The sequence below is a fragment of the Mesorhizobium sp. P3_A8 genome (assembly GCF_056402995.1).
On the sequence record NZ_JBFUGI010000008.1, the window covers coordinates 131142 to 148190 of the forward strand.

Here is a 17049-nt window from a genome sequence, read left to right on the forward strand (position 1 = left end):
TCCTTGATCCCCGCCGCATCCTTCGCAGGCAAGCACGTTTCGCTCTTCGGGCTCGGTGGCTCGGGGATCGCGACCGCGCGGGCATTGATCGAGGGTGGGGCGGATGTGTTGGCCTGGGACGATAATCCCGACAGCGTCGCCAAGGCGGCCGCAACCGGCATCGCAACCGCCGATCTGCGCGGCGCCGACTGGGCGAAATTCTCCGCCTTCGTGCTGTCGCCAGGCGTGCCGCTGACCCATCCCAAGCCGCACTGGACGGTGGAACTGGCGAAGGGCGCCGGTGTCGAGGTGATCGGCGATATCGAACTGTTCTGCCGCGAGCGGATTTTGCAGGCGCCGGCCGCGCCTTTCATTGGCATCACCGGCACCAACGGCAAATCGACGACCACGGCGCTGACCGCGCATATCCTCAAATCGGCAGGCCGCGACACCCAGATGGGCGGCAATATCGGCCGCGCGGTGATGACGCTCGATCCGCCGAAGCCCGATCGGCACTATGTCGTCGAATGCTCGTCCTACCAGATCGACCTTGCGCCCTCGATCAACCCGACGGCCGGCATCCTGCTCAACCTGACGCCGGATCATCTCGACCGCCACGGCACCATGCAGCACTACGCTTCGATCAAGGAGCGGCTGGTGGCGGGCAGCGAGACGGCGATCATTGGCATCGACGATTCCTGGTGCGCGCAGATCGCCGAGCGGCTGGAGCGGGCAGGGCGCCAGGTCATCCGCATTTCCAAGCGGCTGCCGCTGACCGACGGCTATTTCGCCGACGGCACCAATCTGATGGAGGCCGTGCATGGCCGCTACAGCAAGGTCGCCTTCCTCGAAGGCATCGGCTCGCTGCGCGGCCAGCACAATGCGCAGAACGCGCTTGCCGCGGTTGCCGCTTGCCTGAAGGTCGGGCTCGACCTCGGCGAAATCCAGTCGGGGCTCGAAAGTTTTCCGGGCCTCGCCCACCGCATGGAGCAGGTCGGCCGCAAGGACCATGTGCTGTTCGTCAACGATTCCAAGGCGACCAATGCCGATGCGGCAGCCCCCGCTTTGTCGAGCTTTCCGCGCATCTATTGGATCGCCGGCGGCCTGCCCAAGGAAGGCGGCATCGAACCGTTGCGCGGCTTCTTCCCGCGCATCGCCAAGGCCTATCTGATCGGCGAGGCGGCGCCTGCCTTTTCGGCGACGCTGGGCGAGGCGGTGCCTTACGAGATATCGGGCACGCTGGCCGCGGCGGTCGAGCATGCCGCGCATGATGCGGCCAAGGACGACAGCGGCGAAGTGGTGGTGCTGCTGTCGCCCGCCTGCGCCAGTTTCGACCAGTTCAAGAATTTCGAAGTTCGCGGCGAAGCCTTCAGGCAAGCTGCGAGCGCTATAGATGGCGTCAAACCCATCGGAGGGGCACGATAATGCAGAGCCGTCTCGACAAAAGTCCGGTCGCAACCTGGTGGTGGACGATCGATCGCTGGTTCCTGGCGGCGTTCCTGTCGCTGATGGGCCTCGGCATCGTCTTGTCCTTCGCCGCCAGCCCGGCGGTGGCCGAGCGCATCGGCCTCGACAGTTTCCACTTCGCCACAAGGCAGATCATCTTCACCGTGCCGGCGCTCGGCGTGATGCTGGCCGTCTCCTTTCTCGATTCCAGGCAGATCCGGCGCATGGCGCTGATCATGCTGTGCCTAATGCTGGTGCTGATGGTGGCGGTGCTCTACATCGGCGTCGAGGTGAAGGGCGCGCGGCGCTGGGTGTCGCTCGCCGGCCTGTCGATCCAGCCGTCGGAATTCCTGAAGCCGGCCTTCGTCATCATGTGCGCCTGGCTGTTCGCCGAGCACAAGCGCCAGCCCGACATTCCCGGCAATCTGTTCGCCATGCTGCTTCTGGTGCTGGTCGTGTCGCTGCTGGTGGCGCAGCCGGACCTCGGCCAGACCATGCTGACGACCGGCACCTGGGGCATCATGTTCTTCATGGCCGGGCTGCCATGGCTGTGGATCATCGTGCTGGGTGCCGCCGGCGTCGGCGGCGTCTTCGCCGCCTATACGGTGTTTCCGCACGTTGCCTTGCGCATCGACAAGTTCCTCACCGGCGAAGGCGATACGTTCCAGGTCGACATGGGCCGCGACGCGTTGATCAATGGCGGCTGGTTCGGCGTCGGACCGGGCGAGGGTACCGTCAAGCGGGTCATCCCCGACAGCCATGCCGACTTCGTCTTCTCGGTCGCGGGCGAGGAATTCGGGCTGATCATGTGCTTCTTCATCATGTCGATCTTCGCCTTCATCGTGCTGCGCGGCCTCAACACGGCGCTCAAGGAACATGACGACTTCACCCGCTATGCGGTCGGCGGCCTCGTCACCGTGTTCGGCCTGCAGGCCGTCATCAACATGTGCGTCAACCTGCAACTGGTGCCGGCGAAGGGCATGACGCTGCCCTTCATCTCCTATGGCGGCTCCTCGCAGATCGCCATCGCCATTTCGATGGGCATGGTGCTGGCGCTGACGCGCAAGCGGCCGGAAAAGCGCAAGCAGATGGGCTTTACGCTGCCACAGCGCGCCCAGCCGGCGGAGTGACATGGCGAGGGGTGTCATCCTTCTCGCTGCGGGCGGAACCGGCGGACATCTGTTTCCGGCCGAGGCGCTGGCGCATGAGCTGATCGAGCGCGGCTGGTCGGTTCATCTGGCCACCGACGACCGCGCCGAGCGGTTTGCCGGCCACTTCCCGGCCGCCGCCATCCATCCGATCCAGTCGGCGACGATGGGTTCGAAAAATCCCATCGCCGTGCTTGGCGCATTCTGGAAAATCTGGCGCGGCGTGCGTCAGGCCTCCGCCATTATCGGCAGGATCAAGCCGGATGCGGTGGTCGGCTTCGGCGGCTATCCGACCCTGCCGCCGCTCTACGCGGCGACGCGGCGCAAGGTGCCGACGCTGATCCATGAGCAGAACGCGGTGATGGGGCGCGCCAACCGAGCACTGGCCGGCCGCGTGGACGCCATCGCCGGCGGCTTCCTGCCGCAGGATACGAGTGCCATCGGTGAAAAGACGGTGACGACAGGCAATCCGGTCCGGCCCGCGGTGCTGGAGGCGGCCAAGACGCCTTACGCGGCGTCGACCGGGGAGGAGCCTTTCCGCCTGCTGGTGTTCGGCGGCAGCCAGGGCGCCCAGTTCTTCTCCGATGCCATGCCCGGAGCCATCGCGCTGCTTTCCGATGCACAGCGCAAGCGGCTGGTCATCACACAACAAGCTCGCGCGGATGACGTGGCGCGGGTTAAGGCGGCCTATGCCGCCCTTGGCGTCGCCGTCGAGGTCTCGCCCTTCTTCACCGACATGGCGGCGCGCATCGCCGCGGCGCATCTGGTGATCTCGCGCTCCGGCGCCTCGACCGTCTCGGAGATCGCCGTCATCGGCCGGCCGGCGATGCTGGTGCCCTATCCCTATGCGCTCGACCACGACCAAGCGGCAAATGCTGCCGCCCTTGCCGCGGCCGGCGGCGGCGAAGTACACCCGCAAGCGACGCTTTCGCCCGAGCGCATTGCAACTCTTGTTGGCGGGCTGATGGACAATCCCGAGCGGCTGGCGGCCATGGCCGCGGGCGCGAAATCGGCCGGCAGGCCGGACGCGGCACGGTTGCTCGCCGATCTCACAGAGGCTATTGCGTCCAGAAAAACCGTTACGGATTTCAGGAAGGGGACGCACCCATGAAGATGCCGCAGACCATCGGCCTTGTGCATTTCATCGGCATTGGCGGCATCGGCATGAGCGGCATCGCCGAAGTGCTGCACAATCTCGGCTACAAGGTGCAAGGGTCCGACCAGGCCGACAGCGCCAATGTGCAACGGCTGCGCGACAAGGGCATCGAATGCTTCGTCGGCCACAAGGCCGAGAATCTCGGCGATGCCGAGGTGGTGGTCGTCTCGACGGCGATCAAGAAATCCAATCCTGAGCTGAAGGCGGCACGCGAAAAGCTGCTGCCGATCGTGCGCCGTGCCGAGATGCTGGCCGAACTGATGCGTTTCCGCCAGGCGGTCGCCATCGGCGGCACGCATGGCAAGACGACGACGACCTCGATGGTGGCGACGCTGCTCGAAGCCGGTGGGCTCGACCCGACCGTCATCAATGGCGGTATCATCAATGCCTATGGCACGAATGCGCGCATGGGCGACGGCGAGTGGATGGTGGTCGAGGCCGACGAGAGCGACGGCACCTTCCTCAAGCTGCCGGCAGAGATCGCCGTGGTCACCAACATCGATCCCGAGCATCTCGACCACTATGGTAGTTTCGACAAGGTGCGCGAGGCGTTCCGCCAGTTCGTCGAGAACGTGCCGTTCTACGGCTTTGGCGTGATGTGCACCGACCACCCCGAGGTACAGGCGCTGGTCGGCCGCATCGAGGACCGCCGCGTCATCACTTATGGCGAGAACGCGCAGGCCGATGTGCGCTTCACCAACCACCGCATGGCGGGCGCCACGTCCGAGTTCGATGTGGTGATCCGCGACCGCAAGACCGGCAGCCAGAAGACAATATCGGATCTGCGCCTGCCGATGCCCGGCCGTCACAATGTCTCTAACGCAACCGCCGCGATCGCCGTCGCGCATGAGCTCGGCCTGTCCGCCGAGGCGATCAAGAAGGGCCTGTCGTCCTTCGCGGGCGTCAAGCGCCGCTTCACTCTTACCGGTTCGTGGAACGGCGTCGATGTGTTCGACGATTATGGCCACCATCCGGTCGAGATCTCGGCGGTGCTGAAGGCGGCGCGCAGCGCCACCAAGGGCCGCGTCATCGCCATTGCCCAGCCGCACCGTTTCACCCGGCTGCACGATTTGTTCAACGAGTTCTCGGCCTGCTTCAACGACGCCGACACGGTGATGGTCGCGCCGGTCTACGCTGCCGGCGAAGATCCGATCGACGGCGTCACGTCCGACGAACTGGTGTCGCGCATCCGCGCCGGCGGCCACCGCGACGCGCGCTACATCGAGAGCCCGGCGGCGATTGCGCCTGTTATTCGCGACCTGGCCAAGCCCGGCGACTTCGTCGTCTTCCTCGGCGCCGGCAACATCACCCAATGGGCCTACGCTCTGCCCAAGGAGCTTGCCGCCTCATGATGCACGGCCAGGCCCTGATCGACAAAATCGGCGACAAGCTTGCCGGCCTGCGCGGCCGGCTCACGCCGAACGCCGAGATGGACAAGATCACCTGGTTCCGCGCCGGTGGTCTAGCTGAAGCGCTGTTCCAGCCGGCGGACGAGGAGGACCTTGCTGCCTTCCTGCGCGCGGTTCCCGAAGAGATACCGCTGACGATCGTTGGCGTCGGCTCGAATCTGCTGGTTCGCGATGGCGGCATTCCAGGCTTCGTCATCAGGCTTTCGGCCAAAGGCTTTGGCGAGGCCGAGCTTGTTTCGCCGATCAGGATCAAGGCCGGCGCTGCGACGCCCGACAAGCGCGTGGCGGCCCTGGCACTGGAAGCGGGCATTGGCGGCTTCCATTTCTATCACGGTATTCCGGGCGCCATTGGCGGGGCATTGAGGATGAATGCCGGCGCGAACGGTGTCGAGACGCGCGAGCGCGTTGTCGAGGTGCGGGCGCTCGACCGCAAGGGCTATGTCCAGACGCTGAGCAATGCCGAGATGGGCTACGCCTATCGCCATTCGGCGGCACCGTCCGGGCTGATCTTCACCTCGGCCGTGTTCGAAGGCTTTGCCGAAGACAAAGCCACGATCAAGGCGGCGATGGACGCAGTGCAGAACCACCGCGAGACCGTGCAGCCGATCCGTGAGAAGACCGGCGGTTCGACCTTCAAGAATCCGGAAGGCACGTCGGCCTGGAAGGAGATCGACAAGGCGGGCTGCCGTGGCCTGATGATCGGTGGCGCGCAGATGTCGCCGATGCATTGCAACTTCATGATCAACACCGGCACCGCCACCGGCTACGACCTCGAATATCTCGGCGAGACGGTGCGCGCGCGCGTGCTCGAGCATTCGGGCATCCGGCTGCACTGGGAGATCAAGCGCATCGGCAATTTCCGCCCCGGACATGCCGTCCAGGAGTTTCTGGGGCAGTTGCTCTAGTTCATGTGATGCATGAACTTCAACGCGCTGCCAAAACGCGCGAAACCGTTGCCGTAAAGACTCAGCGAGGCGGTTTTCGCAGCCATTTTCTCACAAAGTGAATCTCTCGGAATCATAAGCACTTGCCAGTGAATCAACTCTCTGATTCTCTGCTCCAAAGCGTTTCCTGATTTGAGTCGTTCGACGCGTTACCCGCGTTTTCCGTCTGGGGGGGCAACCTGCCGGGAGACTCGGACTCGATGTTGCGGAAATCTTGGTTTTTGGTCCGCCGTGAGAGGGGATGACGGGGAATGAAAAGCAAGCATGTGGCCGTCCTGCTGGGAGGTTTTTCGTCCGAGCGGCCCGTGTCCCTGTCTTCTGGAAGGGCTTGCGCCGATGCGCTCGAGCAGGAAGGCTACCAGGTCACTCGCGTCGATGTCGGGCGCGATGTCGGCTCCGTGCTTGCCGAGCTCAAGCCCGATGTTGCCTTCAACGCGTTGCACGGCCCGTTTGGCGAAGACGGCACCATCCAGGGCATCCTCGAATATCTCGGCATTCCCTACACCCATTCCGGCGTGCTCGCCTCGGCGCTCGCCATGAACAAGGAGCAGGCGAAGAAGATCGTCAAATCGGTCGGCGTTCCCGTCGCCGAATCGAAGGTCGCCAATCGCTTCGCCGTCCAGAACAAGCACCCGATGAAGCCGCCCTACGTGATCAAGCCGGTCAATGAGGGGTCGAGCTTTGGCGTCGTCATCGTGTCGGAGGGGCAGTCGCATCCGCCCCAGGTCGTCGGCTCGTCCGAGTGGAAATATGGCGATACCGTCATGGTCGAGCGTTACATCCATGGGCGCGAGCTGACCTGCGCCGTCATGGGCGATGTGGCGCTCGGCGTCTGCGAGATTATCCCGACGGGCCATTCCTTCTACGATTACGATTCAAAATATGTCGCGGGGGGATCAAAACACGAATGCCCCGCAAAAGTTTCACCGAATATTTACCAAAAAATACAGACACTGGCGCTCAAGGCTCACCAAGCTGTCGGCTGTCGGGGCGTTTCCCGGTCGGACTTCCGTTATGACGATCGTCACTCCGAAAATGGCGAGGTTGTATGGCTCGAGGTCAACACTCAGCCGGGTATGACGCCGACGTCTTTGGTGCCTGAAATCGCTGCCCAGGCCGGGCATTCGTTTGGTGAATTGTTGAGTTGGATGGTGGAGGACGCTTCGTGTCTGCGTTGAAATGGGGACAGGGTAAGGGGAAGGGCGCGGCCGTGCCGTCGCTGTTCGGCCTGTCATTGTCGTTTGACCATTTCGTGCTGCCGCGCGTGCTTCGCCGCCCGGTGCGCATCCTGGCGCGCCTGGGCGATGGCGACTTCGAGGCGCCGCGCTTCTCCGTTGCAATCATGTCGGCCGTGCTGCTCGCTTCGAGCGGCGCCTATGGCGCCTATCTCGGCGGCCATGCCGACGGCATCATCCAGAGCATCACCGCCCGCACCGGCTTTGCTGTCGATCAGGTCAAGGTGGTCGGCAACCGCCAGACCTCCGAGATCGACATTCTCGACAGGCTCGAGCTCGACGGCTGGACCTCGCTGATCGGCTTCGACGCGGAAGCTGCGCGCGAGCGCATCTCCGGCCTGCCGTGGATCGAGATGGCGGCGGTGCGCAAGGTCTATCCGCATATGCTGGAAGTGCGTGTCGAGGAGCGCGATGCCTTCGCGCTCTGGCAGCAGGGCAATGATCTCTCGGTCATCGAAAAGGATGGCGCCATCATCGCCCCGTTCTCGGGTGGCAAGCAGGTGCTGTTGCCGCTGCTGATCGGCGACGGCGCGCCGGCCAAGGCGCCGGACTTCCTGGCCAAGATCGAAAAATACCCCGATCTCGCGAGCCGGGTCAAAGGCTACATCCGTATTGGCGATCGGCGCTGGGACCTGAAGCTGGACAACGGCATCACCGTCAAGCTGCCTGAGGACGATGAGGATCAGGCGCTCGCCGAACTGGTCAAGATGGACAAGGACAAAGGGCTTTTGTCGCGCGACATCGCTGCTGTCGACATGCGCCTGACAGACCGGCTGGTGGTGGAGTTGACGCCCGAAGCGGCGACGCAACGCGAGGCCGCGCTCAACGAGAAGCCGAAGACCCTCAAGCGCAAGTCGGAGACGAAGATATGAGCTGGCTTGGCGGTTCAGGCGATGCCTCGTCGCGCCGGTCCGGCACTCTGACGGTGCTGGATGTCGGCTCGAACAAGGTCTGCTGCATGGTGGCCAAGCTCAAGCCGAACGATGACGGCAAGCTCTTGCGCGGCCGCTCGCACCGGATCCAGGTGATCGGCATCGGCCATCAGAAGTCGCAAGGCGTGAAGTCGGGCGTGATCGTCGATCTCGACCGCGCCGAGCATGCCATCCGGCTATCCGTCGATGCCGCCGAGCGCATGGCAGGGCTGACGGTCGATTCGCTCATCGTCAACATGACCGCCGGCCGGCTGAAGAGCGAAAGCTTCTCGGCGACCATCAATCTTGGCGGCCATGAGGCCGACGAGGCCGACATCAAGCGCGTGCTCGGCGCCGGCGCCAAGCAGGCGCTGAAGGCCGAGCGCGAGGTGATCCATTCGCTGCCTGTCGGTTTCTCGCTCGATGCCGAACGCGGCGTGCGCGATCCGCGCGGCATGGTTGGCGACGCACTTGGCGTCGACATGCATGTGCTGACCGGTGACGCAGCACCCATGCGCAACCTGGAGCTTTCCATCAACCGCTCGCATCTGTCGGTCGAGCGCATGGTGGCGACGCCCTATGCCAGCGGGCTGGCGGCGCTTGTCGACGACGAGCTGGAGCTCGGTGCAGCCTGCATCGACATGGGCGGCGGCACGACGACGATCTCGGTGTTTTCGGAAGGCAAGTTCGTTCATGGCGACGCGATTGCCATTGGCGGCAATCACGTCACGTTGGATATGGCCAAGGGGCTCTCGACTTCGCTCGACGCCGCCGAGCGGCTCAAGGTGATGCATGGCTCGGCACTGCCGGGCAGTGCCGATGACCGCGACCTGGTCTCGATCCAGCCGATCGGCGACGACGGTGACGTGCCGCTGCAGATTCCGCGTTCGGTGATGACGCGCATCGTGCGCGCCCGCATCGACGAAACACTCGAACTCCTGCGCGACCGGCTGAACAAGTCCGGCTACGGCAATGCGGTCGGCAAGCGTGTCGTGCTCACCGGCGGCGCCAGCCAACTGGCCGGCCTGCCGGAAGCGGCACGCCGCATCCTGGGACGCAATGTGCGCATCGGCCGCCCGCTCGGCGTGGCCGGCCTTCCCGAAGCGGCGAAGGGACCGGCTTTCTCGGCCGCCGTCGGGCTTCTGATCTATCCGCAGATGGCGAGTTTCGAGAGCCATCCGGCGAAAGGCATTTCCGGTCTCAAGATGACCGGAACGGGTGGAAAACTGCATCGCATGAGTCAGTGGTTGAGAGACAGTTTCTAATTGACGGGGACAGCCCCATAGGCGGCCGCGGCGGCGAAGCGGCGTGAAAGGCAAAGGACGGAGACAATGACCATCAATCTGCAGAAGCCGGACATCACCGAGCTTAAGCCGCGCATCACCGTGTTCGGTGTCGGCGGCGGCGGCGGCAATGCCGTGAACAACATGATCACCGCCGGTCTGCGCGGTGTCGAGTTCGTGGTGGCCAACACCGACGCGCAGGCGCTGACCATGTCGAAGGCCTCCCGGCTGATCCAGCTTGGCGCGCATGTCACCGAGGGGCTCGGTGCGGGATCGCAGCCGGAAGTCGGCCGTGCGGCGGCGGAAGAGTGCATCGACGAGATCCTCGATCATCTCACCAACACCCATATGTGCTTCGTCACCGCCGGCATGGGCGGCGGCACCGGCACGGGTGCTGCTCCGGTCGTTGCCCGCGCTGCCCGCGAAAAGGGCATCCTCACCGTCGGCGTCGTCACCAAGCCGTTCCACTTCGAAGGCCAGCGCCGCATGAAGACGGCCGATTTTGGCATCGAGGAACTGCAGAAATGCGTCGATACCCTGATTGTGATCCCCAACCAGAACCTGTTCCGGCTGGCCAATGACAAGACCACCTTCGCCGATGCCTTCGCCATGGCCGACCAGGTGCTCTATTCCGGCGTTGCCTGCATCACCGACCTGATGGTCAAGGAAGGCCTGATCAACCTCGACTTCGCCGACGTGCGTTCGGTGATGCGCGAGATGGGCAAGGCGATGATGGGCACCGGCGAAGCTTCGGGCGAGGGCCGCGCGATGGCTGCCGCCGAGGCAGCGATCGCCAACCCGCTGCTCGACGAGACCTCGATGAAGGGCGCCAAGGGCCTGCTGATCTCGATCACCGGCGGCCGCGACCTGACCCTGTTCGAAGTCGACGAAGCGGCGACCCGCATCCGCGAGGAAGTCGACCAGGACGCCAACATCATCCTCGGCGCCACCTTCGACGAGGAGCTCGAAGGCGTCATCCGCGTCTCGGTGGTTGCGACCGGCATCGACAAGTCGGCGGCTGAAATCGCCGCCGCACCGATCTCGATCCGTACCGCTCCGCCGAAGCCGGCCGGCCGTCCGGCCGTGGCCACCGTGGAAAGCCGCCCGGCACCGGTCCAGCAGCCTGTGTATGAGCCGCGCGCCGCAGATCCGGTTGCCGAAGCCATCCAGTTGGCGGAGGCAAACGCGGCAGCCATGGCCCAGGCTCGTCCGGCTCCGATCGCCCATGCGGACGACTTCCGCCCGCAGAGCAAGATCTTCCAGGCGCCCCCGGCACAGCCGCAGCCCATGCCGCAGCCGGTCGTCCAGCAGATGATGCAGCCGGCCCCGCAGCCGCGCGAAATGCTGCGTGAGATCCAGCAGCCGGTGGCGATGGCGCCGCAGCGCATGCCGCGCGTCGAGGACTTTCCGCCGGTCGTTAAGGCCGAGGTGGATGCCAAGAGCCGTCCGGTCGACCATGAGAACAACAGCGGACCGATGGGCCTGTTGAAGCGCTTGACCAACGGCCTGACCCGCCGCGAGGAGGAGCCTGCACGGCTGCAGCCGGCGCAGCCGCGCGAGCCCAAACTGCGCCAGGCCGCTCCTGAAGTGCGCCGTCTCGCCAGCCAGGACGCCCAGCTCTACGCGCCGCGCCGCGGCCAGCTGGATGACCAGGGTCGCCTGACGCCGCAGACCCGGGCGACTCAGGACGACGATCAGCTGGAGATTCCGGCGTTCCTGCGCCGCCAGGCCAACTGAGCGGTTAACGGACTGTAACAATTGTTAACAGGCAAGCAAGGAATTGCTTGCCTGTTAATGTTTTAAATGCAGCAAAATCAAAAGGTTATAGTATCGAGCTCGCTTCGGCTTGCGGTTACAGAGAGTAAGAAACCGTGATTTGGAGTCTCCCTGCCGGGACACTATCTTCGCTGCCTACCATAGTCGGTGTGCCGGGATTTCGGGGGAAGTGACCCTGCCTGCCGATTTAACAAGAGCCGCGCCCTCGGGCTGGAGAAGCGGACCTAGGCATTTCGGGCTTATGGGGATTGTCTTGCACGACTATCAGACGACAGTGAAGACGCGCGCGTCGCTTACAGGCACCGGCGTTCACAGCGGCAAAGAAGTTTCCATCAGTTTCCTGCCGGCGGATGCCGATACCGGCATCGTGTTCCAGCTTGTCAACGGAGCAGGGCAAGGCCGTGAGTTCCGCGCCCTGGTTGCCGAGGTCGGCGCCACCGATCTGTGCACCATGCTTGGCGATCCCGCAGGCGAGCACATCGCCACGGTCGAACACATCATGGCCGCGCTGTTCGGGCTCGGCATCGACAATGTCCTTATCGAGATCGACGGTTCCGAAGTTCCGATCTTCGATGGCAGCGCCATGGCGTTCGTGGAAGCCATCGATCAGGCGGGCATCGAGACGCTGTCGGTCAAGCGCCGCTACATCAGGGTCATCAAGCCGGTCCGTATCGAAAACGGCGCCTCGTGGGCGGAGTTCAGGCCTTATGACGGTACCCGTTTCGAGATCGAGATCGATTTCGAAAGCCCGGCAATCGGCCGCCAGCTGTTTGCGTCCGACCTCAATGCCGATATTTTCCGCCGTGACATCGCGCGGGCGCGCACCTTCGGCTTCATGAAGGATGTCGAGCGGCTGTGGGCCGCCGGCTATGCGCTGGGATCCTCGCTGGAAAATTCGCTGGTGATCGGGGACGACAATCGCGTCATCAACATGGGCGGCCTGCGCTATCCCAACGAATTCGTGCGCCACAAGACGCTGGACGCCATGGGCGACCTGGCGCTGGCCGGAGCCCGTTTCATCGGCTGCTTCCGCTCCTATCGCGGTGGCCACAGGATGAACGCCGCGGCGCTGCGGCGCCTGCTGTCGGACCGCACGGCGTTCGAGATCGTCGAAACGACACGCCGCGACAGCAGAGATGAGCGCCGTCAATGCGCCGCTCTACGCGCCCTGGATGATCTGATTCCTTAACGTTTTTCGGATTCCATGCGGGATGGCAGGTGTGGCATCAATGCACCACCATCCAGTGAAATTGCATGGATTCTCCGGCTCTGTCCGACCGCCACAAAAATGTGCGATTGGCTAGACATAGCGTTGCCGGGCAAGGCGGTTATGGTTTATGGCTGCTGCCGTCGATTAGTGCATGTCGCTCAAAAGTGGGGACCAGTTTTGGGACAACAGCATGCAAGAGGCATTAAAATAACGCCGAAAGGGCGCAATCCAATCATGTTCTTCACGCGAGCCGGTCAATCGAAGGCGCCCCAGCGGTCTGTTATCCTGGCGCTTTCGCTGGTTGTTCCATCGCTCTTTCTGTCGGCTTGCATGTCGTCGCCGGAGAAAGACATCGACCTGTCGAAATATGTCGACCAGACCGAGCCGGCCGACGTTCTCTACAATGAGGGCCTCGCCAATCTGAATGCTGGCCGCCTGGACGAGGCGAGCAAAAAGTTCGACGCCGTCGACCGCCAGCATCCCTATTCGGAATGGGCCCGTAAATCGATGGTGATGGGCGCGTTCGCCGACTATCGAAAGGGCAGCTACGACGATGCGATCTCGTCTGCCAAGCGCTATCTAGCGCTTTACCCGTCCACGGATGACGCCGCCTATGCGCAGTACATCATCGGTCTGAGCTACTATCGCCAGATCAAGGATGTGACGCAGGATCAGAAGGAAGCACGCCAGACCTTGCAGACGATGCAGGATCTGGTGACGCGCTGGCCGACGTCGGAATATGTCGACGACGCCAAGCAGAAGATCCGCTTCGCCAACGACCAGCTCGCCGGCAAGGAAATGCAGATCGGCCGCTATTATCTGGAGCGCCGCGAGTACATCGCCGCCGTCAAGCGTTTCCGCAACGTGGTAGAGAACTATTCCAACACGCGCCATGTCGAGGAAGCTCTGGCCCGCCTCACCGAAAGCTATTACGCGCTGGGGCTGACCTCTGAGGCCCAGACGGCCGCCGCGGTGCTCGGCACCAACTATCCCGACAGCCCATGGTACAAGGATTCCTACAAGCTCCTGCAGAGCAACGGGCTGGCGCCGCGCGAAAATGCCGGATCGTGGATATCCAAGGCTGGCAAGCTGATCACCGGTGCGTGACCCCTAAGGCGCGTCGCAGCGACGCGCTTTTTCGGATTGATCCGACGCTGAAACAAAAAGATAGTGCGGCGCTGCGACTCCGATTGGTCGCGTGCCGCTCCATAGCGGTTCAGTGGTTTGATTGAAGCGCTGAACCGTTCTATCTCTTGTTGACGCAATTCCTGTGGGAAAACCGTTCACACTTTTCCTGGAATTGCTCTGGCTTTTTGTTCTACGCAATTCCGGTGGAAAACCGCTAAGCACTTTTCCTGGAATTGCCTGAGGTCCGGGTTCTGATGCTTTCCAGACTGTCGATCCGCGATATCGTCCTGATCGAGAAGCTGGATATCGACTTCCAGCCCGGCCTTTCCGTGCTGACCGGCGAGACCGGCGCTGGCAAATCCATCCTGCTCGATGCCTTGTCGCTGGCGCTCGGCGCGCGCGGCGACGCCTCTTTGGTGCGCCATGGCGCGGCACAGGGCCAGGTCATTGCCGTGTTCGACGTGCCACGCAACCATCCGGTGCGAGCGCTGCTTGTCGAAAATGCCATCGAGGATGATGGCGACATCATCCTGCGCCGCGTGCAGACGGCGGACGGCCGCACCCGTGTCTTCGTCAACGACCAGCCATCCAGCGTCACCCTGATGCGCGATGTCGGCCGTGCGCTGGTCGAGATCCACGGCCAGCACGACGAGCGCGCTTTGGTCGATCCCGGCGCTCACCGCGACGTGCTCGACGCCTTTGGCGGCCATCTTGGCGCCGTTCGCTCGACCGGCGAGGCCTGGCGGCACTGGCGCGGCTGCGAGCAGGAGCTTACGCGCCACCGCGCCAAAGTGGCGGCCGCTGCGCGCGAGGCCGACTATCTGCGGGCTGCGGTGGCGGAACTGACCAAGCTCGATCCGCAGCCCGGCGAGGAAACGGAACTTGCCGAACTGCGCGCCCATATGATGCGCGCCGAAAAGATCGCTTCCGAAATCCATGATGCGCAGGATGTGCTGTCCGGCCCGTCGTCGCCCTTGCCGCAACTGGCCAGTCTGCTGCGACGGCTGCAGCGCAAGGCGACTGAGGCGCCCGGCCTGCTCGAGGATGTGGTCAAGTCGCTGGACGAGGCGATGTTGTCGCTCGACGCGGCGCAATCCGGTGTCGAGGCGGCACTGCGCGCCACAGAGTATGATCCACAGCGGCTGGAGAAAGCGGAAGAGCGGCTGTTTTCGCTGCGCGCCGCCTCACGCAAGCACAGCGTCGCCGTCGACGATCTGGCGCAATTGCGCGACACGATGGTTGCCGATCTCGCCGATCTCGACGCCGGCGAGGGGCGCCTGCACGGATTGGAAAAGCAGGCCACAGCTGCGCGCGAGGCCTATGATACCGGTGCCGCACAGCTTTCCTCGCTTCGCCACGCGGCGGCCGTCGGCCTGACCAAGGCCGTGATGGCCGAATTGCCGGCGCTGAAGCTCGAACGCGCCGCCTTCATCGTCGAGATGAAGAGCGAGGCCGAGACCCGCATGGAAGAGGGCATCGACCAGATCGAGTTCTGGGTGCGCACCAATCCCGGCACGCGGCCTGGGCCGATGATGAAGGTGGCGTCCGGCGGCGAGCTGTCACGCTTCCTGCTGGCGCTGAAGGTGGCGCTGGCCGACCGTGGCTCGGCGCCGACACTGGTTTTCGACGAAATCGACACTGGCGTGGGTGGCGCCGTGGCGGACGCCATCGGCCAGAGGCTGGCGCGGCTGTCGAAGCGGGTGCAGGTGCTGTCGGTCACCCATGCGCCGCAGGTGGCGGCGCGCGCGGCGACGCATTTCCTAATCTCCAAATCGGGCAGCACCGACCGCGTGGCGACCGGCATTGCCGAGATGGACAGGACGGCGCGGCAGGAAGAGATCGCCCGCATGCTGGCCGGTGCGACGATCACTGACGAGGCGCGCGCCGCCGCCGAGCGGCTGCTGCGTGAAAATACAAACGCGGCATAGGACGAGGCTCGCCGGATAGATGACATCCTAGTTCAGCGCTGTGGCGTCGTGACAGGTCAGGAGTTGAGGTCACCCAGCACATGCACCCCTCGGATCAGTGGGAATTTCACGACCCAAAGGTGGCAGGATGGTCCACTGATCTTCTCGACAAGGCGCGGAACTACTCCGCGAGCAGCGGTTCCAGCGCGGTCATCATCGTCCATCATGGACACGTGGTTGCTGAGTGGGGTGACACACGCCGCAGGCTGGATGTCGCATCGATACGCAAGAGCTTGCTCAGTGCTTTGTTTGGGATTGCCATCGCAGAGGCACAAGTCAAGCTTTCCGACACGCTTGCCGACCTTGGCATCGATGACAAGGCGCCCGGCTTAACGCCCCGCGAAATGCAGGCCACGCTTGCCGATCTCCTGACATCACGCTCGGGAATTTACCACCCGATCGACTTGGAGCCACCGGCCGTGGCTGCGCAACGACCACTGCGTGGCAGCCACGTACCTGGCGAGTTCTGGTACTATAACAATTGGGGCTTCAACGCCGCCGGCTCCATCTACGAGAAGGTGACCGGAACGGACATCTTCATGGCGTTCAAGCAACGCATTGCCGATCGCATTGGCATGCAGGATTTCAGCCTGGAAGACTGCTACTACGGCGAGACCAAGGTTTCAAATCATCGGCATTACGGCTTTCGTCTCAGTGCGCGCGACCTGGCGCGTGTGGGCCTGCTCTATCTGCGCCATGGCCGTTGGAACGACCAGCAGATCGTGTCCAGGAGTTGGGTTCAGGAGAGCGTCAAGCCGTGGGCGAAGCCGCACAATCAGATTTTTGCGGGTCGCGGATATGGTTATACGTGGTGGTCGGGCTTTGCTAGCGACTGGGCTCCTACGGTCACTTTACCGACAGGAACGTTCTATGCTCTGGGTTTCGGCTCGCAGTACCTTTTCGTTATTCCAGCCCAGGATATTGTGATCGCGCATACGGTTGACATGGAACGTGAGCGTTGGCCCTGGGTGAGCGACGCTCAGATCGGGCGCTTGCTGTGGCTCATACTGTCAGCAGCGGGGGTCGACGGCATAGGCCCCGACACCTCTGCTGCCGCGAGTAGCCTGGCCTCGGGCGAAATCCTGAAAGCCACGCTGTCTGGAAAGACGCTGCGCTACGCCGATGCGGCCCCTGACGGGCCATACTTCATGCATTTTGATTCCGACGGTACAGCATCCCTGCAAAAGGGTAGCGACCGCAAACAGGCCTATTCTGGCAGATGGTGGGTCGACAACGCCAAACTCTACCGTGGCTGGGACAAATTTCATCCACGGTTCGATTGCTGGCCCGTGGCACTCAACGGGACAACAGTCAGCCTGTATGGTGACTATGATACGATGTTCCTGCAGGGATCTCTTGAAACGGAATAAGCGTGCGGACTTACGGCGTGTATGGCGCCGCCGCGTCCTCAATGGCATCTTTGGGTTTGCCTTCGGACGCTACGGCGCGACCCGCCC

Annotated in this window: 12 protein-coding genes and 1 pseudogene; all 13 read left to right on the plus strand. The window is 63.5% G+C overall.

Annotation, left to right across the window (positions count from 1 at the left end):
• The first annotated feature begins 3 nt into the window (after positions 1-3).
• Positions 4-1404: a UDP-N-acetylmuramoyl-L-alanine--D-glutamate ligase gene (gene murD / locus AC1DX4_RS20005; RefSeq protein WP_477221926.1), complete on the plus strand. Its 1401-nt coding sequence runs from the start codon at positions 4-6 to the stop codon at positions 1402-1404.
• Complete coding sequence (ftsW, locus tag AC1DX4_RS20010) at positions 1404-2555, plus strand: putative lipid II flippase FtsW (protein ID WP_477221927.1); 1152 nt, start codon at positions 1404-1406, stop codon at positions 2553-2555. Before murD ends, ftsW begins: the two co-directional genes overlap by 1 nt.
• Position 2556: 1 nt before the next feature.
• On the plus strand, positions 2557-3684 hold the full coding sequence (gene murG / locus AC1DX4_RS20015) for an undecaprenyldiphospho-muramoylpentapeptide beta-N-acetylglucosaminyltransferase (protein ID WP_477221928.1): 1128 nt from the start codon (positions 2557-2559) through the stop codon (positions 3682-3684).
• A complete protein-coding gene (gene murC / locus AC1DX4_RS20020; protein WP_477221929.1) occupies positions 3681-5081 on the plus strand; it encodes a UDP-N-acetylmuramate--L-alanine ligase in 1401 nt (466 codons plus the stop codon). Before murG ends, murC begins: the two co-directional genes overlap by 4 nt.
• Positions 5078-6043, plus strand: a complete 966-nt coding sequence (murB, locus tag AC1DX4_RS20025; RefSeq protein ID WP_477221930.1) for a UDP-N-acetylmuramate dehydrogenase — start codon at positions 5078-5080, stop codon at positions 6041-6043. The genes murC and murB overlap by 4 nt, the downstream gene beginning before the upstream one ends.
• 290 nt (positions 6044-6333) lie before the next feature.
• Positions 6334-7260, plus strand: coding sequence for a D-alanine--D-alanine ligase (locus AC1DX4_RS20030; RefSeq protein WP_477221931.1), 927 nt, complete (start codon positions 6334-6336; stop codon positions 7258-7260).
• Positions 7248-8189 carry a cell division protein FtsQ/DivIB gene (locus AC1DX4_RS20035; protein ID WP_477221932.1) on the plus strand — a complete coding sequence of 314 codons (942 nt, stop codon included), beginning with the start codon at positions 7248-7250 and terminating at the stop codon, positions 8187-8189. Before AC1DX4_RS20030 ends, AC1DX4_RS20035 begins: the two co-directional genes overlap by 13 nt.
• Positions 8186-9493 carry a cell division protein FtsA gene (ftsA, locus tag AC1DX4_RS20040; protein ID WP_477221933.1) on the plus strand — a complete coding sequence of 436 codons (1308 nt, stop codon included), beginning with the start codon at positions 8186-8188 and terminating at the stop codon, positions 9491-9493. The genes AC1DX4_RS20035 and ftsA overlap by 4 nt, the downstream gene beginning before the upstream one ends.
• A gap of 66 nt (positions 9494-9559) precedes the next feature.
• A complete protein-coding gene (gene ftsZ / locus AC1DX4_RS20045) occupies positions 9560-11248 on the plus strand; it encodes a cell division protein FtsZ (protein ID WP_477221934.1) in 1689 nt (562 codons plus the stop codon).
• A gap of 280 nt (positions 11249-11528) precedes the next feature.
• Positions 11529-12468: pseudogene (lpxC, locus tag AC1DX4_RS20050) on the plus strand (UDP-3-O-acyl-N-acetylglucosamine deacetylase).
• A gap of 263 nt (positions 12469-12731) precedes the next feature.
• Entirely contained in the window at positions 12732-13604 is an 873-nt protein-coding gene (locus tag AC1DX4_RS20055; protein WP_477221935.1) for an outer membrane protein assembly factor BamD, read from the plus strand.
• A gap of 275 nt (positions 13605-13879) precedes the next feature.
• A complete protein-coding gene (recN, locus tag AC1DX4_RS20060) occupies positions 13880-15553 on the plus strand; it encodes a DNA repair protein RecN (protein ID WP_477221936.1) in 1674 nt (557 codons plus the stop codon).
• A gap of 119 nt (positions 15554-15672) precedes the next feature.
• Positions 15673-16962, plus strand: coding sequence for a serine hydrolase domain-containing protein (locus AC1DX4_RS20065; protein WP_477221937.1), 1290 nt, complete (start codon positions 15673-15675; stop codon positions 16960-16962).
• Positions 16963-17049: the final 87 nt, after the last annotated feature.

Coding starts and splice junctions, on each gene's coding strand:
- murG (WP_477221928.1), top strand. CDS start 2,557: ATGGCGAGGGGTGTCATCCTTCTCGCTGCGGGCGGAACCGGCGGACAT.
- murB (WP_477221930.1), top strand. CDS start 5,078: ATGATGCACGGCCAGGCCCTGATCGACAAAATCGGCGACAAGCTTGCC.
- AC1DX4_RS20055 (WP_477221935.1), top strand. CDS start 12,732: ATGTTCTTCACGCGAGCCGGTCAATCGAAGGCGCCCCAGCGGTCTGTT.
- ftsW (WP_477221927.1), top strand. CDS start 1,404: ATGCAGAGCCGTCTCGACAAAAGTCCGGTCGCAACCTGGTGGTGGACG.
- recN (WP_477221936.1), top strand. CDS start 13,880: ATGCTTTCCAGACTGTCGATCCGCGATATCGTCCTGATCGAGAAGCTG.
- ftsA (WP_477221933.1), top strand. CDS start 8,186: ATGAGCTGGCTTGGCGGTTCAGGCGATGCCTCGTCGCGCCGGTCCGGC.
- AC1DX4_RS20030 (WP_477221931.1), top strand. CDS start 6,334: ATGAAAAGCAAGCATGTGGCCGTCCTGCTGGGAGGTTTTTCGTCCGAG.
- murC (WP_477221929.1), top strand. CDS start 3,681: ATGAAGATGCCGCAGACCATCGGCCTTGTGCATTTCATCGGCATTGGC.
- ftsZ (WP_477221934.1), top strand. CDS start 9,560: ATGACCATCAATCTGCAGAAGCCGGACATCACCGAGCTTAAGCCGCGC.